Here is a 22476-nt window from a genome sequence, read left to right on the forward strand (position 1 = left end):
GAGGGCGCAGGCTGCATGATCAACACCATTACGGGGTGGTGGTGTGGTTCCGGCCGGTCCGATGCAGCCACCTCGCCGAGGTGGTGTGGATCAACCGAGGTCCGGCTGGTCAGGGCATCGGCAGGCGCATGATCGACACCACTTCGCCGTGCTGGTGTCGATCAAGGAGGTTCGGGGAGGCCCCTCGCGCGGGGCACCCAGGGCCGCATGATCGACACCGTAACGCCGTGCTGGTGTGGTTCCGGCCGGTTTGATACAACCACCTCGCCGGGGTGGTGTGGATCAACGAGGGGCGGGGCCACCGAGGGCCGGCGCCCGCATGATCGACACCAGTATGGCGTAGTGGTGTGGTTCTGGCCGGGGTGATGCCGCCACCTCGCCGAGGTGGTGTCGATCATGCGTGTGCGACTGCCTAGGCCGGGTCGTCGGTCAGGCGGTGACGGTTCGCCTCGATCCAGGCGTTGAGCGCCTCCGGGTCGTCCGGGTCCACGCCGTCCGCCATCAGCTGGGCGACCGCCGCGGTGGCCGGGCTGCGCCGCTCACCGGTGCTGTAGAGCCGCGCGAACTCCGGGACCATCTCGGTGATCGCCTCGTCCGTCCGGGCGGACGCCGACTGCGACAGCCCGCGCTGCCGGGCCGCGTACGCCGCCCAGGCGCGCAGCACCCGGGGCAGCATCGCCGCGTCGTCCATGTCCAGCACGGCCCGGCGGTGCACCCAGTCGAGCAGGAACAGCTCGGCGACCATCGGGCTCCACCGCATCGGGTCGGCGTCCGGGAAGCTGGCCGCGTGGTCGAGCAGCAGGCCGAGGCAGAAGTGCAGCGAGGCCAGCTCGCCGTCGGCGACCTCGGGCAGGCCGAACCGGGACGCCTCGGGCGAGTCGAGGAATGCGCGTATCAGGCGGGTGCGCTCCTCGTCGGTGGGCGGCGGCACGACCGCCGGACCGGCCGGCGGGGTCGGCCCGGGCAGCGCGGCCAGCCGTGCGCCCACGAGCGCCCGGTCGGTGGCGAGCGAGCCCTGTGCGGGCAGCTCGGCGAGGTCGTCGGTGACCGCCAGGTGGCGGCTCACCTCGGCGTGCATCCGGGCCGGGTCCTCGGTACGGAACCAGGTGAACTCGTCCTCGGTGCAGATCTCCCGGGCCTGCTCCACGATCCGGGCCGCCGGGCCGCCGACGAAGACGTCCTTGGTGATGCCGATGTTGTGGTCGACCAGCGCCACCAGCGCGTGCTCGGGCCCGCCCTGTTCCTCGTCGTCGTACGCGAACGTGGCGAGGTAGGACGTCTGGTCGCCGTACACGTCGCCGTACGCCCAGGCGCCTGTGACGTGCACCCGGCCGAGCTGGCCGGCCCACGTCGGGGCGTACGCGCCGGGCCGGACCCGGGCGGCGCCCTCGGCGTTGGGCACCAGGGCGGCGAAGACGGCGCGCAGTGTGGTCGCGGCGGCGCTGCGCCGCCGGGACGTGGCGGCGAGGAAGCCGGTGACGAACTCGCGGACGGCCTGTTCCCGGTCGTGCTCCGCGACGGCGTAGACGCTGCCCAGCAACGCGGCGCCGAGCATCTCCGCGTCCAGGGCCGAGTCGAGCCTCGTCACGTCGCGCGCGGCGTGCAGAACCGCGTCGTAGGGGGTCTGTGGCGTGGCCATGCATCGACCCTACGCCGCGCGGGCCGCCCCCACACCGGTCAGCGCGCCGGGTTCAGCGCCGCACGGCTTCGCGCAGCGCCTCCCGGGCCGTGCCGTAGCGGGTCAGCACCGCCCACACCGGGTCCAGCACGTACTTCTCGCCGACGCTGCCCACCGACGTGAGCAGGCGTCGCTCGGCCCGCGCCCGGGCCCGGCGGGCCGCCCACCCGACCACCGGCCGGGTCAGCGCCGCGATCAGCAGCCCGGCCAGCAGGCCACCGAGCAGCAGGACCGTCGGCCACGGCACCACGCCGAGCGTGGGGTGTTCCAGCGGGGGCAGGCCGAGCAGGCGCACCGCGTACCCGAGGAGCAGCCAGACCAGGCCGGCCAGCGCGGCCAGGGTGACCACCCACTGGAGCACGCCGACCACCCGCCACCAGGCCGGCCGGCGGTCCATGCCCAGGTCGGTCGCGGCGACCGCGTGGTCGAGCGCGCCCGGCAGGTCGGCCTGCCGGGACCGGGCCGCCGCGGTCACCGCGGCCGGCCACGGCGCCGGCAGACCGGCGCCGTTCCGGTCGGCCACCGCGCGGATCGCCAGCGTCAGCGCCGAGCGCTGCGTGGCTGTCGGATCGGGTACGGAGGTGGCCGCGACCAGGCTCTCCGCCGGCGCGTCCGGGTCCCGCCCGGGCAGGTGCAGCCGGCGCAGCGGGTCGGGTCGTAGCTTGCGCCAGCTCCGCAGCAGCGGCCAGCCGGTGTTGCTGACGGCCCGGTGCCGGTACGCCCCCTCGACCGCCGCCGCCACAGTCGGCACCCCGGCCGCCCCGGCCAGCGCCCGGTTCAGCTCCTGTGCCGAGGCGTCGCCGGGTTTGCTGCTCGGCGGTTCCGGCCCGACGAGCGGTTCGAGATCGGCCACCACGGCGTCCACGTCGCCGGAGAGCCGGCGCAGGGCGGCCTGCCGTTCGGCGACCGTACGCTCCAGCTCGGCCCGCAGGCCGCTCAGCCCGTTCGGGTCGACCGCTACCGTGGGCAGCAGCGGCACCCCGCCCAGCCCGTCCTCGTCGAGCAGCCGGCGCAGATCCTCGAGGACCTTGGGCAGCTCGGTCGGGTGCAGCCGGTCGGCCTGGTTGAGCACCACGACCGTGACGTCCTTGTGCCTGTGGAACTCGCGCAGATAGCTGGTGTGGATCACGCGGTCGGCGTACTTCTGCGGGTCGACCACCCAGACCACCAGGTCGACCAGGCCCAGCAGGCGGTCGACCTCCAGCCGGTGACCGTGCTGCACCGAGTCGAAGTCGGGCAGGTCGAGCAGGACGAGGCCGTGCAGCGTCGACTCGTCGTCGGCGTCCAGCGGGCTCTCCCGGACGAACCGGTGCCGGGGCAGCACGCCGATCCAGTCGAGCAGCCGGACCGCGCCGTCCAGCGGACCCCACACGCAGGCGTGCGCGACGCCGGTGGTCGGCCGGCGCACCCCGACCGGGGAGAGGTCGAGCCGGGCCAGCGAGTTGAACAGGCTCGACTTGCCGCTGCCGGTCGCGCCGGCCAGCGCGACCACCGTGTGCCGGCCGGAGAGGGCGAGCCGGTCACCGGCCCGCTCGACCACCGTGTGCGCGGCGACCAGTTGAGCGTCGGGCACATCGCCGTCCACCGCGGAAAGGAACCGCTGGATCGCCTGGAGGCGCTCGATCAGCACGTCCGGGTCGACCCGCTGCTCGCCGCGCAGCGCGTCCCGCATCCGTCCGACGACGTTACTCACTGGCGTCCGTCCTGCTCGGGGCTCGGAAACAGACCACTCCGGTGCCGGGCCCGCTCGACCTCCAGGGCGGCCCAGCGCAGCGCCGCTCCCGCGTTGTCGGCCGGGCGCTCGGCCTCGGTGCGGGCCAGGAAGCGCTCGGCCTCCTCGGCCAGCAGCTTGCCGGTCCGGTCGAGCAGGTCGATCCGGGCCTTGCGGGCCAGGTTCCGCACCGCCTGGTCGCCGAAGATCGCCTGGAGCACGGTCTGCCCGGCGACCGCCGTGCCGGTGCCGGCGGCGACCTCCAGCCCGGTGGGGATGAACGCGGTGGAGGCGAACACGCCGATCATGACGGCGAGGCCGGTGGCGTTCACCGCGTACGCCGCGGTGCGGGCCACGAACCGCCGGTCGCCGCCCTCGACCCGGACCAGTTCCAGCACGCCGCGCTGCCAGTCGCGGACCAGCTGCTCGGCCCGCTCCGGCAGGTCGGCCGAGGCGTGGGCCAGGTCCGGCTCCAGCAGCGCCGCGCCGGCCGGGTGCGCCTTCCAACCGGTGTACGCGTTCTCCGCCGCCTCGGCGGCCACGCCGCGCAGCAGCGTGACGAGCTGCGACTCGATCGCGGTACGCAGTTCCGCGGCGGGCGCGGGCCGCCCGGTGACCGCCGCGACGACCCGGTCCCGCAGCCGGCCGATGCGTGCCTCCAGGCCCCGGAAGAACTCGCCGGTGCCGATGAACTCCTGCCAGCGGGCCAGCACCTCGCCGCGCAGCAGCCGGCCGTCCCGGAGCCCCTGGTCGACGCTCCGCTCGGCGCCCCGGTACGCGGCCCGTACCCGTTCGTCCAGCGCGTCGGCCGCGGTGCACTGCTCGTCGGCGGCCTCGGCGAGCGCCTCCACCACCGGGTGCAGCGCGGCCAGCGCGCCGTCGAGCGTCTGCCGGACCACCGCGGCGCGGGCGTCGGCGTCGGCGGCGAGCCGGGCGAACCAGTCACTGAGCGGGGCGGTGATCCGGTCCGGCAGCAGCCCCTGCCCGTCCACCCAGGTCTCCGGCAGCACGAACAGCGGCGCGGCGCCCAGCTCCTGCTCGGCGAGCATCTCGGACAGGTGGGCGGCGACCTCGTCGGCGGCCTCCGGGGGGACCCGGTCCAGCACCATCGCCACTGCGGTGCCCCGGGCGCGGGCGCTGCGCAGCAGCTCCCAGGGGACGGCGTCGGCGTACCGGGCGGCGGTGGTGACGAACAGCCAGAGGTCGGCGGCGGCGAGCAGTTGCCCGGCGAGCGCCCGGTTGGCGTCGACCACCGAGTCGATGTCGGGCGCGTCGAGGAAGGCCAGGCCGGGCGGCAGCGCCGGTGCGGTGACCAGGTGCAGGGTGCCCGGCTGCTCGCTCGGCTCGGTGGTCCGGGTCAGGCCAGGCAGCAGCTCGCCCTGCCGGAACCAGGCCGCGTCGGTCGGGCTGCACACCAGCACCGGGGAGCGGGTGGTGGGGCGGAGCACCCCGGCCGCGCTGACCCGTGCCTGGACCAGGCTGTTGACGAGCGTCGACTTGCCCGCGCCGGTGGAGCCGCCGACCACCACCAGCAGCGGGGCGTCGAGCCGGGCCAGCCGGGGAAGCAGGTAGTCGTCGAGCTGGTCGGTGAGGCTCGTGGCGGCGTGCCGGGCCGGCTCGGCCGAGGGGAGGGCGAGCGGGAAGCGGGCCGCGCCGATCGCCGACCGCAGGCCGGTGAGCGCGGCGGGCAGGCCCTCCGGGGCGTGCGCAGGCTGGTCGGCGCCGGTGGTGGCTCCGGTGCGGGCTGCGACGGCGGGCGCGCCGGCACGGGTGGCGGAATCGCCATGCGTCGTCACCGCTAAAGCGTGCCCGACCGACGCAAGGTAAGACAACCGGACAGTAGTAACGGTCGGGTTGCGCCGGGTCGGCTCAACCTCGACTTGCGGATTGGCGATGGCGTGGCACTATTGAGTCAAGTTCACTCAACTTGTGGTGCGGTCGCTTCCGGGCGGCCCTCCCGGGCAGGCCGTCTGACCTGCTCACCCGTTACGAAGCGAGGAAGCGAACATGGCACGTGCGGTCGGCATCGACCTCGGCACGACGAACTCCTGCGTCAGCGTTCTCGAGGGCGGTGAGCCCACCGTCATCGCCAACGCAGAGGGCTCGCGTACGACTCCCTCGATCGTCGCGTTCGCCCGCAACGGCGAGGTGCTCGTCGGTGAGGTCGCCAAGCGCCAGGCGGTGACCAACCCCGACCGGACCATCCGCTCGGTCAAGCGGGAGATCGGCACCAACTGGACCGTCGACATCGACGGCAAGAAGTACACCCCGCAGGAGATCTCGGCCCGTACGCTGATGAAGCTCAAGCGGGACGCCGAGGCGTACCTGGGCGAGCAGATCACCGACGCGGTGATCACCGTCCCCGCCTACTTCAACGACGGGCAGCGCCAGGCCACCAAGGAGGCCGGTGAGATCGCCGGCTTCAACGTGCTGCGGATCGTGAACGAGCCGACCGCGGCCGCCCTGGCGTACGGCCTGGACAAGGGTTCCAAGGAGCAGACCGTCCTGGTCTTCGACCTCGGTGGCGGCACCTTCGACGTGTCGCTGCTGGAGCTGGCCGAGGGCGTGGTGGAGGTCAAGTCCACCAGCGGTGACAACCAGCTCGGCGGTGACGACTGGGACCAGCGCATCATCGACCACCTGGTGAAGACGTTCCGCGGTGAGCACGGCATCGACCTCTCGCAGGACAAGATGGCCATGCAGCGGCTCAAGGAGGCGGCCGAGAAGGCCAAGATCGAGCTGTCCGCCGCCACCACCAGCAACATCAACCTGCCGTACATCACCGCCGGCTCGGCCGGCCCGCTGCACCTCGACGTGACGCTCAGCCGCGCCGAGTTCCAGCGCATGACGCAGGACCTGCTGGACCGCTGCAAGGGCCCGTTCGAGCAGGCCGTCAAGGACGCCGGCATCAAGATCTCCGACGTCGACCACGTCATCCTGGTCGGCGGCTCGACCCGGATGCCGGCCGTCACCGACCTGGTCAAGCAGCTCACCGGCCGGGACCCGAACAAGGGCGTCAACCCGGACGAGGTCGTCGCCGTCGGCGCCGCGCTCCAGGCCGGTGTGCTCAAGGGCGAGGTCAAGGACGTCCTGCTGCTCGACGTGACCCCGCTGAGCCTGGGCATCGAGACCAAGGGCGGCATCTTCACCAAGCTCATCGAGCGCAACACCACCATCCCGACCAAGCGCTCCGAGGTCTTCACCACGGCCGACGACAACCAGCCGTCGGTGCTGATCCAGGTGTTCCAGGGTGAGCGGGAGATCGCGGCCTACAACAAGAAGCTCGGCACCTTCGAGCTGACCGGCCTCCCGCCGGCCCCGCGCGGCGTGCCGCAGATCGAGGTCACGTTCGACATCGACGCCAACGGCATCGTGAACGTGCACGCCAAGGACCTGGGCACCGGCAAGGAGCAGAAGATGACGATCACCGGCGGCTCCTCGCTGCCGAAGGACGACATCGAGCGGATGCGCCGGGACGCCGAGGAGCACGCCGACGAGGACAAGCGCCGCCGCGAGGAGGCCGAGACCCGCAACGTGGCCGAGGCGCTCCAGTGGCAGACCGAGAAGTTCCTCGCCGAGAGCGGCGACAAGCTGCCCAGCGAGAACCGTGACCAGCTCAACGAGGCGCTCGGCGAGCTGCGCAGCGCGCTCGGCGGCCAGGACATCGAGAAGATCAAGTCCGCGCACGAGAAGCTGGCGCAGGTCTCCCAGCAGGCCGGCTCGCTGCTCTACGCCCAGCAGCAGGAGGGCGAGCAGGCGGCGCCGGGTGGCGCGGCCGGGCCGGGCGCCGGCGCGGGCGCGGGCGCGACCGGTGGCCCGAAGGCCGGCGGCGACGACGACGTGGTCGACGCGGAGATCGTGGACGAGGACAAGAAGTGACATCCGGTCCCGGACACGATTCGCACGGCAGAGGGATGAGGTAACCGCATGACGGACAAGCCACGCGCGGCCGACCCGGGTGCCACCGGGTCGGCGGGCGCCGGCAAGGACGCCGGCGACGAACCCCGGGTCGTCATCCGCGACAAGCGCAAGCTCGGCAAGGTGACCGAGCAGCCGGCGAACGACGCCTCGGCGGCGGACGCCGCTGCCGACGCGCCCGCCGAAGGGCTGGTCGAGGAGGCCGAGGTCGTGGTCGACGAGATCGGCGGCGAGGCCGAGGTCACCGGGCCGACGGTGGTCGATTCCCCGGCTGAGCCGAGCGGGGAGACGGAGGCGACCGCGCCGCTCGGTGCCGAGCTGGAGTCGCTCCGCACCGACCTGGAGGAGCGCACCCGCGACCTCCAGCGGGTCACGGCGGAGTACGCCAACTACCGCAAGCGGGTCGACCGGGACCGCAACCTGGTCCAGGAGCAGGCCACCGGCACTGTGCTCAGCGCGCTGCTGCCGATCCTGGACGACCTGGACCGGGCCCGTGAGCACGGCGATCTGGTGGGCCCGTTCGGCAGCGTGGCCGAGCAGCTCACCGCCGCGCTGGGCAAGTTCGGCCTGACCGCGTTCGGCGAGAAGGGCGACCCGTTCGACCCGACCCGGCACGAGGCGGTGGCGCACCAGACCTCCGCCGACGTGACCGAGTCGACCTGCGTACAGGTCATGCGCCGCGGTTACCAGCTCGGCGAGCGGCTGCTGCGGCCCGCCATGGTCGCGGTCGCGGACCCGGAGTAGTGCCGACCCGTGACGTCCCGCCCGCCCCCACCGGGCGGGCGGGACGGCCGGGCTTCGACCCGTGGAAGGGGGTGGACCGGTGAGTTCCAAGGACTGGATCGAGAAGGACTACTACGCCGCGTTGGGCGTGGAGAAGTCCGCCTCCTCGGACGAGATCAAGAAGGCGTACCGCAAGCTGGCCCGGGAGTCGCACCCGGACCACAACCCCGGCGACACCGGGGCCGAGGAGCGGTTCAAGACCGTCTCCGAGGCGTACGCGGTGCTGGGCGACGAGAAGAAGCGACGCGAGTACGACGAGATGCGCTCGCTGTTCGGCTCGGGCGCCTTCCGCCGCAGCGCCCGCGGCGCGGGCCAGCCGGGCGGCGTGCCGTTCGACGTCTCCGACCTGTTCGGCGGCGGCGCGGGCGGCGGGGACACCCGGTTCGGCGGCGGCGGTTTCACCGACCTGTTCAGCTCGATCTTCTCCGGCGGCGGGGGTGGCGCGGCGCGTCCGCGCGGTCCGGCGCGGGGCCGGGACGTCGAGACCGAGGTGGCGCTCGATTTCGAGGATGCGGTACGCGGCGTCACGCTGCCGCTGACGCTGCGCGCGCCCGGCGTCTGCGACACCTGCCACGGCAACGGCGCGAAGCCGGGTACCCAGCCGGTGGCCTGCCCGGTCTGCCACGGCGCCGGCGTGACCACCCGCAACCAGGGGTCGTTCAGCTTCTCCGAGCCGTGCCGCAACTGCCAGGGCGTCGGCACGATCGTCGAGGAGAAGTGCCCGGAGTGCCACGGCACCGGCGGTGTCACCAAGACCCGCACGCTGAACGTGCGCTTCCCGGCCGGGGTGGCCGACGGGCAGCGGATCCGCCTGGCCGGCCGGGGTGAGCCCGGTGAGCGGGGCGGCTCGGCGGGCGACCTGTTCGTGCAGGTGAAGGTCCGCCCGGACGAGCTGTTCGGGCGTACCGGGGACGATCTGACCCTGAACGTCCCGATCACGTACGCCGAGGCGGTCCTCGGCACCGACCTGCGCGTGCCGACCCTGGACGGGACGGTGACGCTGCGGGTGCCACCGGGTACGCCCAGCGGGCGGGTGCTGCGCGCCCGCGGCAAGGGCGTCGTACGCAAGGACGGCCGCGCCGGTGACCTGCTGGTCACGCTCGACGTGGTGGTCCCGGCGAAGGTCTCGGACGAGGCGCGGGCGGCGCTGGAGACCTTCGCGGAGCAGACTCCGCCCGCCGCGCGGGAACATCTCGACGCGCGGGTACGTCGATTCAGTTGACGGCGGCAGCGGAGGTGAGCGGGCATGTCGGAGGAGTACGTCGGCTCGGGTGACCCGGCCTACGAGGCCAAGGTGTTGATGATCTCGGTGGCTGCGCGGATGGCGGGGATGCACCCCCAGACGCTGCGCCAGTACGACCGGCTGGGCCTGGTGCAGGCGGGCCGGGCGTCCGGCGGTGGTCGCCGGTACAGCGTCCGGGACGTGGTGCTGCTGCGCGAGGTGCAGCGGCTCAGCCAGGACGACGGGATCAACCTGGCCGGGGTCAAGCGGATCATCGGGTTGGAGCGGCTGCTCGAAGAGGCACAGCAGCGGGTGGCCCGGCTGGAGGCGGAGCTGGACGCCGCGTACCGGCGGATCGCCGAGTTGGAGTCGCTCGGTGGCTTTGCCCGCGGCGACCTCGTGCCGACCAACCGCACGTCCACCGCGCTCGTCGTCTGGCGACCACGCCGCGCTCCCGACCGCTGACCTTTCACCGGAAGGCCGGCGCGCCCCGCTCCCCCGGGGCCGCGCCGGCCTTCGTACGTCCGGCCCTCGTGCGTCCCTGGTTCGGGGCGCTCGTCGGGGAATGCGGGATGCGGCAGGGCGCTGTCGACTAGGCTCGCCGGTAGGGCCAAAACCCCTAAATCGGACGCCGAGTTGGCAGGGGGAGCCATGGCGGAACCGGCTAAGAAGGTGGCGGAACGCGCCGAGGAACGGCTGGAGAAGGTGGCCGAGAACGTCCGCGAGCGGTTCGACCGGGTCACCGAGGGACGCTTCAGCGACAAGGTCAAGGAAGGGCGCTTCGCCGACCAGACGGACCACGGCGTGGACCGGGCCCGGGACGACGAGAGGCGCAAGAAGCAGGGCGGGTCGACCTGACGATCCGCCGACGTGCGGGCCGGGATCCACGGGGGATCCCGGCCCGTTCGCCGTTCAAGCCGGCGACGTGTCAGAGGCGGCGGTTCTCGCGGACCAGGCCGCCCTCGCACCAGTCCCGGTAGACGAACAGGTCGGGCCGGGCGAGCAGCACGCGGCTGTTGTGCGCCCAGTTGCGCATCAGGTCGTCACCGGCGCGTTCGGCCTGCTCGACAAGCTTGCGGAACCGGCGTTTGGGATGGGCGCGGAAGTTCGTCCGGATGCCGTCGGCGGCGTAGATGTAGAGGCAGTGCAGCGCGAACCGCCGGGCCGGGCAGCGCTCGTCCATCGCCAGGTCGAACAGCGTCTGCACCAGATGGTCACCGGCGACCAGCAGGTCCCAGTCGGGCGGCATCGAGGTCAGCGGCACCGAATCCGGTTGATAGGCCCACGCCCGGAGTTCGGCGGGCGAGGGATCGACCGGATTGGCGAAGCCGTGGAACGTATCTTCCTGCACGCTCACCGGCCGACCTTCCGCTTGCGCTGGCGGGGGCACCGGCCACCCGCGGACCCTGGCTGCTGGGCCGAAACGTTAACGCGGCTGAGCGGAGCAGTGGTAGACCTTCCGGGGATCAATTTGACAACGCCGGGCCGGATCTGCCTGTGGCAGGTCCGGCCCGGCGCGGGTCAGTCCCCGGTCGGCGCGGGCAACGCCGCTGCCGCACGGGCGGCGGYGGCGCGGGAGCGCAGCCACTGCTTGAACCACTGGGTGTCGGGCAGCCGGGCGAGCAGCGGCCCGGTCACCACCGTGATCAACACGTACGCGGTGGCGAGCGCCGCCAGCTTCGGGTTCACCGGGTAGGCGGCCGCGACGGCCAGTCCGGCGATGACGATGGAGAACTCGCCGCGCGGGGTCAGCGCCAGGCCGGCCCGCCAGCGACCGGGCTCGGCGATCCCCGCCCGGCGGGCGGCCAGGTAGCCGGTGGCCACCTTCGTCGCCATGGTGACCACTGCCAGCACCAGCGCCGGCAGCAGCACCGGCGGCATGTCCAGCGGGTTGGTGACCAGCCCGAAGAACACGAAGAAGACAGCGGCGAAGAGATCCCGCAGCGGGGAGAGCAGTTCGGTGGCGTGGTGCGCCACCGGCCCGGACAACGCGATGCCGACCAGGAACGCGCCGACAGCGGCGGAGACCTGGAGTTTGGCCGCGATACCGGCGACCAGCAGGGTCAGGCCGAGCACCCCGAGCAGGAGCGCCTCCGGGTCCTTGGCGGAGAGCGCGGCGGAGATCAAGTGGCCGTACCGGATCGCCACGGCCAGCACCACGACGACGGTGAACACCGCGATGGCGAGCGCGATGCCGCCCTTCATCAGGCCGACCCCGGCGAGCAGCGCGGTGACCAGCGGCAGGTAGAGGGCCATCGCCAGGTCCTCGATCACCAGGACGGAGAGGATCACCGGCGTCTCCCGGTTACCGACCCGGCCCAGGTCGCCGAGCACCTTGGCGATCACGCCCGACGACGACACCCAGGTGACGCCTCCGAGCACCACTGCGGCGACCCAGCCCCACCCGAGCAGCAGCGCGAACCCGAAGCCGGGCAGCGCGTTGAGCACCGCGTCGATCAGACCGGCCGGCGCGGCCGAGCGGAGGTTGCCGACCAGTTCGTTGGCGCTGTACTCCAGGCCGAGCATGACCAGCAGCAGGATCACGCCGATCTCGGCGCCGACGGCGAAGAACTCCTCGCTGGCGTTGAGCGGCAGCAGGCCACCGTGCCCGAACGCCAGGCCGGCGAGCAGGTAGAGCGGGATGGGCGAGACACCGACGCGACGGCTCAGCCGGCCGAGCAGGCCGAGCAGGAGCAGCAGCGCACCGACCTCGATGAGCAGGATTGTGGTTTCGTGCATACGCGTCAGACGTCCGGGTCGGTCTCGGCGAGGATCGCGGTCACGCCGTCGAGCCCCTGGCGGGTACCGACCACGACGACCACGTCGCCGGCTTCGAACCGGAAAGTGGGATCCGGCGAGACGTTCACCGTGCCCTGACGCAGCACGGCGACGATCGACGCGCTGGTCCGGGTCCGGGCCTTGGTGTCACCCAGCCGCTTGCCGACGTACTTCGAGCCGGCCGGAATGGCGATCTGCTCGGTCAGCAGCCCGGCGGCCTGCTCGCGCAGCCCGGAGAGCTGACCCAGCATCAGCGACGCGCCGAGGATGTCGGCGAGCGCCTCCGCCTCGTCGTCCGTCAGGGGGATGTCGTGCTGACAGGAGTCGGGATCGTCCGGGTCGTAGAGGACCAGGTCGCGACGGCCATTGCGGTGGGAGACCACACCGAGCCGGCGGCCGGACTCCGTCATCAGGTCATGACGTACGCCGATACCCGGCAGGGCGGTCTGTTCGACACGTACTCGCACGCGGGTGAGGCTACTCCGGGCGCGCACCTGCTGCGTCCGGGGTCGAACTACAGGCTGGTCGATGCGACTCGTCTAGGCACGTTCGGCCACGAACACGCCGACACCTTCGAGTGTCTCGGTGAGGCCGGTTGCCCGCAGGATCATCATCGCCTTGCCGACGACGGTGTCGGAGACGCCGTATTCCTTGCAGAGTTGGGCACGGCTCGGCAGCTTGGTGCCGGGTGGCCACTCTCCCGAATCGATCTTGCTCTTCAGCTCGTCTGCGAGCACCTGGTACTGCTGCTTGGGCATACACACTCCCCGGATGGCACGCCCATTCGACCATGCACCCACCTCCAACCTCAAGCAATTGTGGGTCGATCGTTGACCTACGACTGGTACCGATTGTAGGTTGCTGACGAACGCTCCCGGATGGCACCTGGAGCATTCCCGGGTCGGGGCGGGCATCCCCCGTGGCTCGTCCCGACCCCCGTCCTCTGCGAGAAGGGACAGTGTCGTGCGCAATCTCCTGCGAATACGTCCGAAGCGGCGGAACGCGCGCCCGCCCGACTCCGCGCCGGGCGCCGCGTACCGCTCCGCGTCGTACCTTCCGCTCCGGCCCTGGCAGGTGCGGGGCCGCCGCTTCGCGACGCGCCGCCGGGGGCTGGACCCCGCCGAGGTCGCCGCGTTCCTCGACCGCGTGGCCGGTGACCTCGCCGCCGCGTACGCCGAAGTCGCCCGGAGCCGTGAGGAGACGGCGCGGATCAAGGGCGCGTTGCGCGAGTGGCGGTCCCGTCAGGCTCCCTCGATGCGCGACCTGGCCGGGCGGCCGTGACCGGGCGGTACGTGATCCATCTGCCGGTGCGCGCGGCGGATCTGGTCCGGGCGAAGATGCTCGGTCGCACGGCCGGCCGGTCGTTGGCGTTCCTCGCGGTGGTGGAGTTGGGCGGGATCACCGTGTCGACGGAGGACGACCAGGCCGTACGCCATTGGGTTTTCTGCGACCGCAAGCTGGACGGCGGCCGGCGTTGCGTGCTGCGCGCCGACCACGAGACCCCTTGCCTCACGCGCCTCCCGCGTCGCTGAGATCTTGGTACGAAAGGGCCCCTATGAGGGCCGTTTCGTACCAAGACCTACCCGGCCTCGCCGCCGGAGGGTGACTCAGGTCACAGGGGTGGAGTTGAGCGGAATAGACTCAACTCTGGTTGTGTCATGTCCAGTGGACACGCCGATCCGGGGGAGCCCATGAACACGGAACGTCTCACCACCAAGAGCCGCGAGGCCATCACCGGTGCCGTCGCGCTGGCGAACCAGCGCGGTCACGCCACCGTGGAGCCCTGGCACCTGCTGCTGTCACTGCTGGACACCGAGGGCTCGACCGCCGCGGGCCTGCTGCGCGCCGTCGGGGCCGACCCGGCCGAGCTGCGCCGCGTCGCCCTGCGCTCGGTCGACGCGCTGCCCGCCGCGCGTGGGTCGAGCATCGCCGAGCCGACGCTGGCCCGCGAGTTCGTCAACGCCATCGGCGCCGCCGAGCAGATCGCGCGGCCGCTGGGCGACGAGTACACCTCCACCGAGCACCTGCTGGCCGGGCTGGCCCGGGTCGGCGGCGCGGTCTCGGTCGCGCTGAAGAACTCGGGCGCCACCGAGGAGAATCTGGTCGCCGCGTTCCCGACCGTCCGGGGCGGGGACCGCCGGGTCACCACCGCCGACCCGGAGCAGACCTACCAGGCCCTGGCCAAGTACGGCGTGGACCTCACCGCCAGCGCCCGCGACGGCAAGATCGACCCGGTGATCGGCCGGGACTCGGAGATCCGCCGGGTGATCCAGGTGCTGTCCCGGCGTACCAAGAACAACCCGGTGCTGATCGGCGAGCCGGGCGTCGGCAAGACCGCGATCGTGGAGGGCCTGGCCCAGCGGATCGTGGCCGGCGACGTGCCGGAGTCGCTGCGGGACAAGAAGCTCGTCTCGCTCGACCTCGGCGCGATGGTCGCCGGCGCGTCGTACCGCGGCCAGTTCGAGGAGCGGCTGAAGTCCGTGCTGGAGGAGATCAAGAACTCCGACGGCCAGGTCATCACGTTCCTCGACGAGCTGCACACCGTGGTCGGCGCCGGCAAGGGCGAGGGCTCGATGGACGCCGGCAACATGCTCAAGCCGATGCTGGCGCGCGGTGAGCTGCGGATGGTCGGCGCGACGACGCTCGACGAGTACCGCGAGCACATCGAGAAGGACCCGGCGCTGGAGCGCCGCTTCCAGCCGGTGCTGGTCGGCGAGCCGACCATCGAGGACACCATCGGCATCCTGCGCGGGCTCAAGGAGCGCTACGAGGTGCACCACGGCGTACGCATCACCGACGCCGCCCTGGTCGCCGCCGCCGCGCTCTCCGACCGGTACATCACCGACCGCTTCCTGCCGGACAAGGCGATCGACCTGGTGGACGAGTCCGCGTCCCGGCTGCGCATGGAGATCGACTCGCGCCCGGTCGAGGTGGACGAGATCGAGCGGGCGGTACGCCGCCTGGAGATCGAGGAGATGGCGCTGGCCAAGGAGCCGGACGCCGCGTCCGCCGAGCGCCTGGAGCGGCTGCGCAAGGAGCTGGCCGACAAGCGCGAGCAGCTCACCGCTCTCTCCGAACGCTGGCAGACCGAGAAGAGCCACATCACCAAGCTCTCCACCGCCAAGGAGGAGCTGGAGCGCCTCGGCGGCGAGGCCGAGCGGGCCGAGCGCGACGGCGAGCTGGAACGCGCCGCCGAGCTGCGGTACGGCCGGATCCCGGCGCTGCGGACCGAGCTGAAGCAGGCCGAGGAGGAACTGGCCCGGCTCCAGGCCGACGGCGCGATGCTCAAGGAGGAGGTCGGCGCGGACGACATCGCCGCGGTGGTCGCCTCCTGGACCGGCATCCCCGCCGGCCGGCTGCTCGAAGGCGAGACCGCCAAGCTGCTCCGGATGGAGGAGTCGCTGCGGGCCCGCGTCGTCGGCCAGGCCGAGGCGGTGGGCGCGGTCTCCGACGCGGTACGCCGCGCCCGGGCCGGCGTCGCCGACCCGGACCGCCCGACCGGCAGCTTCCTGTTCCTCGGACCGACCGGCGTCGGCAAGACCGAGCTGGCAAAGGCGCTCGCCGAGTTCCTCTTCGACGACGAGCGGGCCATGGTCCGCATCGACATGAGCGAGTACGGCGAGAAGCACTCGGTGGCCCGCCTGGTCGGCGCCCCGCCCGGATACGTCGGGTACGAGGAGGGCGGCCAGCTCACCGAGGCGGTACGCCGCCGCCCCTACTCGGTGATCCTGCTCGACGAGGTGGAGAAGGCCCACCCGGACGTCTTCGACGTACTGCTGCAGGTGCTCGACGACGGCCGCCTCACCGACGGTCAGGGTCGCACCGTGGACTTCCGCAACGCGATCCTGATCCTCACCTCGAACCTGGGCTCGTCGGTGATCAGCGACCTGACGCTCACCGAGAACGAGCGCCGGGAGGGCGTGCTCGCGGTGGTCCGGTCGCACTTCAAGCCGGAGTTCCTCAACCGGCTCGACGACATCGTGGTGTTCGCCGCGCTCCAGGGCGAGGACCTGCGGTCGATCGTGGACATTCAGCTCGACCGGATGCGCCGCCGACTGGCGGACCGTCGGCTGGGCCTGGAGATCACCGAAGCGGCCCGGACCTGGCTGGCCGAGCACGGGTACGACCCGATCTACGGCGCCCGCCCGCTGCGCCGGCTGGTGCAGTCGGCGATCGGCGACCAGCTCGCGAAGGCGCTGCTGGCCGGTGAGATCCGCGACGGCGACACGGTCCGCGTCGACCTGTCCGACACCAAGGAGTCCCTGGCGGTCACCGCCGCCTGACCAGCTCCTGCGAAGGCCCGGCCCTCTTGGCCGGGCCTTCGCCGTTCCCGGCCGCGCCCTGCTCGTGGAGGTTGTTAACAAGGGGCCCTTCCTCTACCGGAGGCGTTAAAAGGGGGCCCTTCCTTGCGGTTGGAGGGGGTGGCGGGGTGGGCACATAGTGGGGCATGAGTGCGTGGGAGCGGGAACTGGACGAGGCGGCGCGGGAACTCGACGGCGCGGACACCCTCGCCTTCGGCGGGGTGGGACTGGCGGGGCAGGTGCTGCCCGCGACCGAGGCGTACCGACGGCTGGAACAGGGGTTGCGGGAGCACCCGGAGGCGGCCCGCAAGCGGGTCGACAAGCTGCTCCGCAAGGGTTCCCCGGCCGGCCGGGCGTACGCGGCCACGTTGCTGGAGGCGGTCGACCCGGCCGCCGGGCGGGACGCCTGGGCGCGGCTGCGCGACGACGACGGCGAGTTCACCACGTTCTCCGGCTGCCTCATGGGCCGCGCCACGCTGGGTGAATACGCCGCCGACCGGCTCGCCGGCGGCGAGCAGTAGCTGACCGCACACTCAGCGAACGGGACTTCAGAAGGCGTGCATGCGGTTGTTACCGTTCCCGCCTAGCAGGTTGGGGGAGGCGGTCGTGAACGGTTCGTTGGCGTACGTGGTGACCACGCTGGGGTGCCTCGTCGGGGTGGCCGGTGTGGTGATCGCCGTGATCGCGGTACGGAAATCCCGGTCGGAGTCCCGCCCGAAGACGAAGGCGGCGCCGGGTGACCCGTTCCGGGACCGGGACGCGGACGCGCTGCGCGGCGACCCGCGCGCGCTCAAGCCCGGCGACATCGTCGAGATCCGTACGGTGCCGTACACCGTGCGGGGCTCGGTGCACCTGGTCGAGGGTGGCTGGAGCTGGGCGGAGCACCTGCTCGACGACGCGGGCGGCGTGAAGCGCTGGCTCTCCGTCGAGTCCGACCCGGACCTGGAGCTGGTGCTCTGGACCAGCGAGCCGGGGGCCACCGTCACGCCGGGCGCCCCGACGCTGGAGATCGCCGGCCGCCGCTACAACTGGGACGAGTCGGGCCAGGCCCGGTACACCGCGACCGAGGGCACCGGCCTCGATCCGCACGGCACCATGCGCTACTACGACTACCAGGCGCCGGGCGGCGCGCGGCTGTCGTTCGAGGCGTACGGGGAGGCCGGCTGGGAGGTCAACCTCGGTGAGGAGCTGCGCCGCGCCGAGGTGATGATCTACCCGCAGGGCGGCCCGGAAACGGTGCGCTGACGTGCTCGTCTGCCTGGACACGCCCTACGTCGACACCAGCGCCGCCGATCTGAGCCTGGCCCTGGGCGGCCCGGAGCTGCCGGCGCTCGCCGTACGCGACATCGACCTGCCCGGGCTGCCCCGGCTGCGGCTGCGCCTGCTCGGCGCCTCCCACCAGGTGGTGCTCGGCGGACTCACGGAGACGGTCGCCTGCCTGCCCGGCCGCCCGCCGCACCTGCCGGACGCGCTGCACGACGAAACGACCGGCTACCGGTTCATGGCCACCGTGCTCCGGCCGGAGGGCGACGGCCTGCGTACCCGGGTCGCGGCGCTGCGCGCCGAGCTGGCCGAGGACCCGTACGCGCTGATCGGGGTCTTCCCCGGCGACGAGGACGCGGTCACCGCGCTCTCCGTCCGGCCCCGGCCGCCGGACGGCGTGCTCGCCTGGCGTACCTGGCACGTCTACCCCCAGACGAACGAGCTGGTCCTGACCGAGACCGTGGTGGAGGAGCTGTGACGTACCGACGGTGGTTCGTGGTGGGCGTGGCGGTCGCCGTCATCGGCGCGCTCATCGCCACCTTCACGATCTTCTACGGCAACTTCTCGCCCCGGGGCTACGTGGAGGACAACTTCTCCCGCGCCTCCGGGCGGGACATCGGCTCGAACGCGATCGCGTACACCTCCCGGAAGACGCCGAGCGAGGTGTCCAAGCAGATCACCGACGCCTGGAAGCCGGCCGACCAGTACGTCGACGGCAGCGGGGTCTACCTGCGCTACGACGACGACTCGGTGGTGATCCTCCCGCTCGCCGTCGGCTCGGTGATCCTGCTGGAGAAGATGACCACCGCCTACCCCCGCTACCACACCGTCGTCGGCAACAGCTGGGGCTGGGGCCGAGGCAGCACGGTCCGGGGCGGCGGCCCCGGTTCCGGTAAGTAGCCCCCTTCGCCCCCTCACCCTGGAGTCTTCTGTGCAGCATCTCGTCACCGATCTGCTGGTCACCCTCGCGTACGGCGTGGTCGGCGTCGTACTGATGGCCATCGGTTACGTCCTGGTCGACGTGGCCACCCCGGGCAAGCTTCACGAGCTGATCTGGGTCGAGCGCAACCGCAACGCGGCGCTGTTGCTCTCGTCGAACCTGGTCGGGGTGGGCACCATCGTGGTGGCCGCGATCGTGGCCAGCGACAACGACTTCAGGCTGGGGCTGATCGGCGCGGGCGCGTACGGCATCCTCGGCCTGGTGATCATGGCGGTGGCGTTCATGCTGCTCGACGCCGCCACTCCGGGCAAGCTCGGTGAGCTGCTGGTCGACCCGGAGCCGCACCCGGCGGTGTGGGTCTCGGCCACCGTGCACCTCGCCACCGGCGCGATCATCGCAGCCGCAATCATCTGATGAGCGGAAAGCCCGCACAGCATTCGGCGGGGAAGGACAAACGCACCCAGACGGTGATCTGGTCCGTGGTCGTGGGGGTCGTGGTCGTCGTCTGCGCCGTCGGCGCGTTCAGCGGTGACTCGGACACCTCCGTCCCCGCCCCGGCCGCCGACGAACGCTCCGGCACCGTGCCGATCCTCCGGGCCGCCGCCGACAGCCAGGGCATCTGCTACGGCTGGGAACTGCTCGACGTGTACGACGAGGTGAGCGTCGGCTCCAACCTCGGCGACGGCACCACAGTCGTCGACGCGCCCGGCTGCGCGCGCTGGATCGCGGTCTCCGCGAACGTCAGGTACACCTCGTCCAGCAGCGAGTCGGAGGACTCCGCCACGATCCGGATCAAGGGGTCGGACGACATCGAGTTCGCCGACCTCGCCGCGATCGAGACCCGGCTGGGTCGCTTCGGGCTGGACGAGGACGCGTTCCTCGACGACCCGGGCTGGGCCGTCACCCGGGCCGCCACGATCCTGCCGCTGCTCGCCGCCGAGCGCGGGCTCGCCGAGCCGGCCGCGACGCCCACCGCCGCGCCGTCCACCGCTGCCGCGCCGCTGCCGGACGCCGGCAACGACTTCTGGCGGGACCGCTGGGCCTACCTCCTCAGCTCGGTCGGACTGTTCCTGCTCGCCGCGCTGTTCATCGCCGTGGGCGTGCGGCAGCGCCGCAGCCACCGGGGACGGGTGCCCGCGCAGCGCGCCGGGGCGGGAGCCGCCGGACGTACCCGGAGCAGACGGTGACCGCCGACGTGGCCGCACGGCCGCGGTGGCGCCTGGCCCGCGCGGCGGTCCTGCTCGCGGTCTTCGTCTGCGCGGCCTGCGGCCTGGTGTACGAGCTGGCGCTGGTCGCGCTCGGCAGCTACCTGATCGGCGACACGGTCGGTCAGGCGTCGATCGTGCTCGGCGTGATGGTCTTCGCGATGGGCGTCGGCGCGCTGGTGGCGAAGCCGTTGCAGTCCCGGGCGGTGGTCTCGTTCGCGGTGATCGAGCTGACGCTGGCGCTGCTCGGCGGCCTGTCCGTGCTCGGCCTCTACGCCGCGTTCGCCTGGCTCGACCTGTACGGCCCGGCGCTCGTCGGCACCGCGTTCGTGCTCGGCCTGCTGATCGGCGCGGAGATCCCGCTGCTCATGGTGATGCTGCAACGCATCCGGGAGCAGTCCGCGGGCAGCGCGGTGGCCGACCTGTTCGCCGCCGACTACGTGGGCGCGCTGCTCGGCGGGCTGGCCTTCCCGTTCCTGCTGATCCCGGTCTTCGGCCAGCTCAAGGGCGCGCTCGTGGTGGGCGCGGTGAACGCGGTCGCCGGGGTCGCGCTCGTCTTCACCGTGTTCCGCGCCGACCTCAGCCGCCGGGCGCGGGCCGCGCTGGGCGTGGCCACCGCCGTGGTCGGCCTGCTCCTCGGGTACGCCTGGGTGACCGCCCACGACTTCGAGGTGACCACCCGCCAGCAGCTCTACCGCGACCCGGTGGTGCACGCCGAGCGCAGCCGCTACCAGGAGATCGTGCTGACCCGCTCGGTGCCCGAGCCCGGCCGCTCCGACACCGACCTGCGGCTGTTCCTCAACGGCGACCTGCAGTTCAGCTCGATCGACGAGTACCGCTACCACGAGGCGCTCGTGCACCCGGCGATGCGCGGGGCGCACGGCGACGTGCTGGTGCTCGGCGCCGGGGACGGGCTGGCCGCGCGGGAGATCCTCAAGTACCCGGACGTGCGTTCGGTGACGCTCGTCGACCTCGACCCGGCAGTGGTCGAGCTGGCCCGCCGCGAGCCGCAACTGCGCGAGCTGAACGGCGGCTCGCTCACCGACCCCCGGGTACGGGTGCTCAACCTTGACGCGTTCGCCTGGCTGCGTACCGCCACGGACCGCTTCGACGTGGTGATCGCCGACCTGCCCGACCCGGACGAGACGGCCACCGCGAAGCTCTACACGATCGAGTTCTACACGCTGATCCGGCCGGTGCTGGCCCCCGGCGGGCGGCTCGTGGTGCAGTCCGGGTCGCCCTACTTCGCACCCCGGTCGTACTGGTCGATCGAGCGGTCGATCCGCGAGGCCGGCTTCGCCACCGTGCCGTACCACGTTGACGTGCCGAGCTTCGGCGACTGGGGATTCGTGCTCGCCGCGCCGGGTGACGTGGCGCCGGAACTGGCGCTGCCGGACGACCGGCCGCCGCTGCGTTTCCTCACCCCGGAGGTGGTGGCCGCCGCCGCCACGTTCCCCGCCGACCGGGCCCGGCTGGACATGCCGGCCAACACGTTGTTGCGACCGAGGGTGCTGGACTACGCCCGCGAGGAGTGGCGCGGCTACTAGGTTTCGGGGCATGCCACCCGAATCGCCGCGCTACCGGCCGGGGATCGGCTGGCTGGTCCGCCGGCTGCCGACCCGGGCGATCCAGGCTGCGTCCTACCTCCAGGCGTTCGTGCTCTCCGGCGTGGTCACCGTGCTGGCCGTACGCGCGTACCTGAAGGCCGCCGACTATCCACAGCTCGGCGGCGGCGGGCTGCACATCGCGCACGTGCTCTGGGGCGGCCTGCTGCTCGCCGTGGGTCTGGGCATCCCGCTGGTCTTTCTCGGCGGCGGCGCCCGCAGCGGCGGGGCGGTGATCGGCGGCATCGGGTTCGGCCTGTTCATCGACGAGGTGGGCAAGTTCGTCACCACCGGCACCGACTACTTCTACGCCCCCGCCGCCGCCATCATCTACGTCGCGTTCGCGCTGCTGGTCCTGCTCACCCAGGCGGTACGCGGGCGCACCGGCCGCTCCCGGCTCACCCCCGCCGAACGCACCGCCAACGCGCTGGACGTGGTGCTCAGCGGCCTGCCCGGCGGATTGACCGACAGGCGGCGGATCGCCGTGCTGCGTCTCGTGCAGGGCACCGGACCGGCCACCGAGACGGCGGTGGCGCAACTGCTGGACGCCGTACCCCGCCGGGAGCCGCCGCCGGTGCGGTTCTGGCAGCGAGCGGCGGACCGGGCCCGGCGTCTCGCCGTCTGGGCGGCCGGACGCCGCTGGCTCATCTGGCCGGTGGTGGTCTATCTGGTGGTGGAGCCGGTGCTCACCGTGCTGGCCGTGTTCCTCGACGGCGTGACCGGGCACCTGGGCGAGGAACGGGAGTGGGGTGCGATCCTCGGTGTCAGCGCCAGCGCGCTGATCACGGCCGTGCTCGGCCTGTGGGCCGCCTGGCTGCTGCGCCGCGACCGGGCCGAGGCGTTCCGGCTGTTCAAGCTGGCGCTCCTGGTCGACCTGCTGTTCGGGCAGGTCTTCAACTTCACCGTCAACCAGTTCGGCGCGGTCTCCGCGGTCGCGCTCGACCTGGCGCTGCTCGGTGTGGTCACCGCCGAGCACCGCCGGCTGCGCCGCGCCGCGGACCGGTGAGCCGTTCCGACATGCTGACCTGGTGCGAGATCGCTACGGTGGTCACCTGATCCAGGAAAGGGAGAAT

Annotated in this window: 23 protein-coding genes; 16 read left to right on the forward strand and 7 right to left on the reverse strand. The window is 72.4% G+C overall.

The genetic code is table 11. The annotated features are described in order from the left end of the window. Positions 1-412 precede the first annotated feature (412 nt). Genes A8711_RS10585 through A8711_RS10595 form a run of 3 tightly spaced genes read right to left on the reverse strand, consistent with a single transcriptional unit; the run spans position 413 to position 5185 of the window. Positions 413-1639, reverse strand: coding sequence for a hypothetical protein (locus tag A8711_RS10585; RefSeq protein WP_069088103.1), 1227 nt, complete (start codon positions 1637-1639; stop codon positions 413-415). A 52-nt stretch (positions 1640-1691) separates the two neighbouring features. Beyond that, the gene (locus A8711_RS10590) at positions 1692-3350 is read right to left on the reverse strand and encodes a GTPase (protein WP_069088104.1); all 1659 of its coding nucleotides are present in this window, start codon (positions 3348-3350) and stop codon (positions 1692-1694) included. A 17-nt stretch (positions 3351-3367) separates the two neighbouring features. Further along, on the reverse strand, positions 3368-5185 hold the full coding sequence (locus A8711_RS10595) for an ABC transporter (RefSeq protein WP_069088105.1): 1818 nt from the start codon (positions 5183-5185) through the stop codon (positions 3368-3370). 211 nt (positions 5186-5396) lie between these two features. Between A8711_RS10595 and dnaK the strand changes: the two genes are divergently transcribed. The 5 genes from dnaK (at position 5397) to A8711_RS10620 (ending at position 10170) form a co-directional block, all read left to right on the forward strand. Next, on the forward strand, positions 5397-7268 hold the full coding sequence (gene dnaK, locus A8711_RS10600; RefSeq protein WP_043327583.1) for a molecular chaperone DnaK: 1872 nt from the start codon (positions 5397-5399) through the stop codon (positions 7266-7268). 48 nt (positions 7269-7316) lie between these two features. Continuing rightward, positions 7317-8051: a nucleotide exchange factor GrpE gene (gene grpE, locus A8711_RS10605; protein ID WP_043327582.1), complete on the forward strand. Its 735-nt coding sequence runs from the start codon at positions 7317-7319 to the stop codon at positions 8049-8051. A gap of 79 nt (positions 8052-8130) precedes the next feature. Beyond that, complete coding sequence (gene dnaJ, locus A8711_RS10610; RefSeq protein WP_064447963.1) at positions 8131-9312, forward strand: molecular chaperone DnaJ; 1182 nt, start codon at positions 8131-8133, stop codon at positions 9310-9312. Positions 9313-9336: 24 nt separating this feature from the next. Continuing rightward, positions 9337-9777 carry a heat shock protein transcriptional repressor HspR gene (locus tag A8711_RS10615; protein WP_030500539.1) on the forward strand — a complete coding sequence of 147 codons (441 nt, stop codon included), beginning with the start codon at positions 9337-9339 and terminating at the stop codon, positions 9775-9777. Positions 9778-9963: 186 nt separating this feature from the next. Then, positions 9964-10170: a hypothetical protein gene (locus tag A8711_RS10620; protein ID WP_043327580.1), complete on the forward strand. Its 207-nt coding sequence runs from the start codon at positions 9964-9966 to the stop codon at positions 10168-10170. Between the two features lie 70 nt (positions 10171-10240). Here A8711_RS10620 and A8711_RS10625 read toward each other — a convergent pair whose 3' ends face one another. From A8711_RS10625 to A8711_RS10640, 4 genes are all read right to left on the reverse strand, one after another. Beyond that, positions 10241-10669, reverse strand: a complete 429-nt coding sequence (locus A8711_RS10625) for a hypothetical protein (protein WP_030500541.1) — start codon at positions 10667-10669, stop codon at positions 10241-10243. Between the two features lie 164 nt (positions 10670-10833). Then, complete coding sequence (locus A8711_RS10630; protein WP_069088106.1) at positions 10834-12051, reverse strand: cation:proton antiporter; 1218 nt, start codon at positions 12049-12051, stop codon at positions 10834-10836. A 5-nt stretch (positions 12052-12056) separates the two neighbouring features. Next, the gene (locus A8711_RS10635) at positions 12057-12557 is read right to left on the reverse strand and encodes a cation:proton antiporter regulatory subunit (protein ID WP_043327578.1); all 501 of its coding nucleotides are present in this window, start codon (positions 12555-12557) and stop codon (positions 12057-12059) included. Positions 12558-12629: 72 nt separating this feature from the next. Then, the gene (locus A8711_RS10640; protein WP_030500544.1) at positions 12630-12848 is read right to left on the reverse strand and encodes a winged helix-turn-helix domain-containing protein; all 219 of its coding nucleotides are present in this window, start codon (positions 12846-12848) and stop codon (positions 12630-12632) included. Positions 12849-13053: 205 nt separating this feature from the next. On the opposite strand from A8711_RS10640, the gene A8711_RS10645 reads away from it, so the two are divergent. From A8711_RS10645 to A8711_RS10695, 11 genes are all read left to right on the forward strand, one after another. Then, a complete protein-coding gene (locus tag A8711_RS10645; protein ID WP_083296982.1) occupies positions 13054-13371 on the forward strand; it encodes a DivIVA domain-containing protein in 318 nt (105 codons plus the stop codon). Then, on the forward strand, positions 13368-13622 hold the full coding sequence (locus A8711_RS10650; RefSeq protein WP_069088107.1) for a hypothetical protein: 255 nt from the start codon (positions 13368-13370) through the stop codon (positions 13620-13622). The genes A8711_RS10645 and A8711_RS10650 overlap by 4 nt, the downstream gene beginning before the upstream one ends. A 159-nt stretch (positions 13623-13781) precedes the next feature. After that, entirely contained in the window at positions 13782-16373 is a 2592-nt protein-coding gene (gene clpB, locus A8711_RS10655; RefSeq protein ID WP_069088108.1) for an ATP-dependent chaperone ClpB, read from the forward strand. 164 nt (positions 16374-16537) lie between these two features. Continuing rightward, a complete protein-coding gene (locus A8711_RS10660; protein ID WP_069088109.1) occupies positions 16538-16912 on the forward strand; it encodes a hypothetical protein in 375 nt (124 codons plus the stop codon). 85 nt (positions 16913-16997) lie between these two features. Beyond that, positions 16998-17636: a DUF4178 domain-containing protein gene (locus tag A8711_RS10665; protein WP_043330769.1), complete on the forward strand. Its 639-nt coding sequence runs from the start codon at positions 16998-17000 to the stop codon at positions 17634-17636. Position 17637: 1 nt separating this feature from the next. Further along, a complete protein-coding gene (locus tag A8711_RS10670) occupies positions 17638-18132 on the forward strand; it encodes a DUF2617 family protein (protein WP_069088110.1) in 495 nt (164 codons plus the stop codon). After that, on the forward strand, positions 18129-18554 hold the full coding sequence (locus A8711_RS10675; RefSeq protein WP_043327572.1) for a DUF4247 domain-containing protein: 426 nt from the start codon (positions 18129-18131) through the stop codon (positions 18552-18554). The genes A8711_RS10670 and A8711_RS10675 overlap by 4 nt, the downstream gene beginning before the upstream one ends. 31 nt (positions 18555-18585) lie before the next feature. Next, on the forward strand, positions 18586-19008 hold the full coding sequence (locus A8711_RS10680) for a DUF350 domain-containing protein (RefSeq protein ID WP_043327571.1): 423 nt from the start codon (positions 18586-18588) through the stop codon (positions 19006-19008). Continuing rightward, positions 19008-19781, forward strand: coding sequence for a hypothetical protein (locus A8711_RS10685; RefSeq protein ID WP_069088111.1), 774 nt, complete (start codon positions 19008-19010; stop codon positions 19779-19781). Before A8711_RS10680 ends, A8711_RS10685 begins: the two co-directional genes overlap by 1 nt. Further along, positions 19778-21346, forward strand: a complete 1569-nt coding sequence (locus tag A8711_RS10690; protein WP_069088112.1) for a polyamine aminopropyltransferase — start codon at positions 19778-19780, stop codon at positions 21344-21346. The genes A8711_RS10685 and A8711_RS10690 overlap by 4 nt, the downstream gene beginning before the upstream one ends. 64 nt (positions 21347-21410) lie before the next feature. After that, positions 21411-22409 (forward strand): hypothetical protein, encoded by a 999-nt coding sequence (locus A8711_RS10695; protein ID WP_043330768.1) that lies wholly within the window; start codon positions 21411-21413, stop codon positions 22407-22409. The last annotated feature ends 67 nt before the right edge of the window (positions 22410-22476 follow it).

Source organism: Micromonospora sp. II (assembly GCF_001709195.1).
GTDB lineage: Bacteria > Actinomycetota > Actinomycetes > Mycobacteriales > Micromonosporaceae > Micromonospora > Micromonospora chalcea.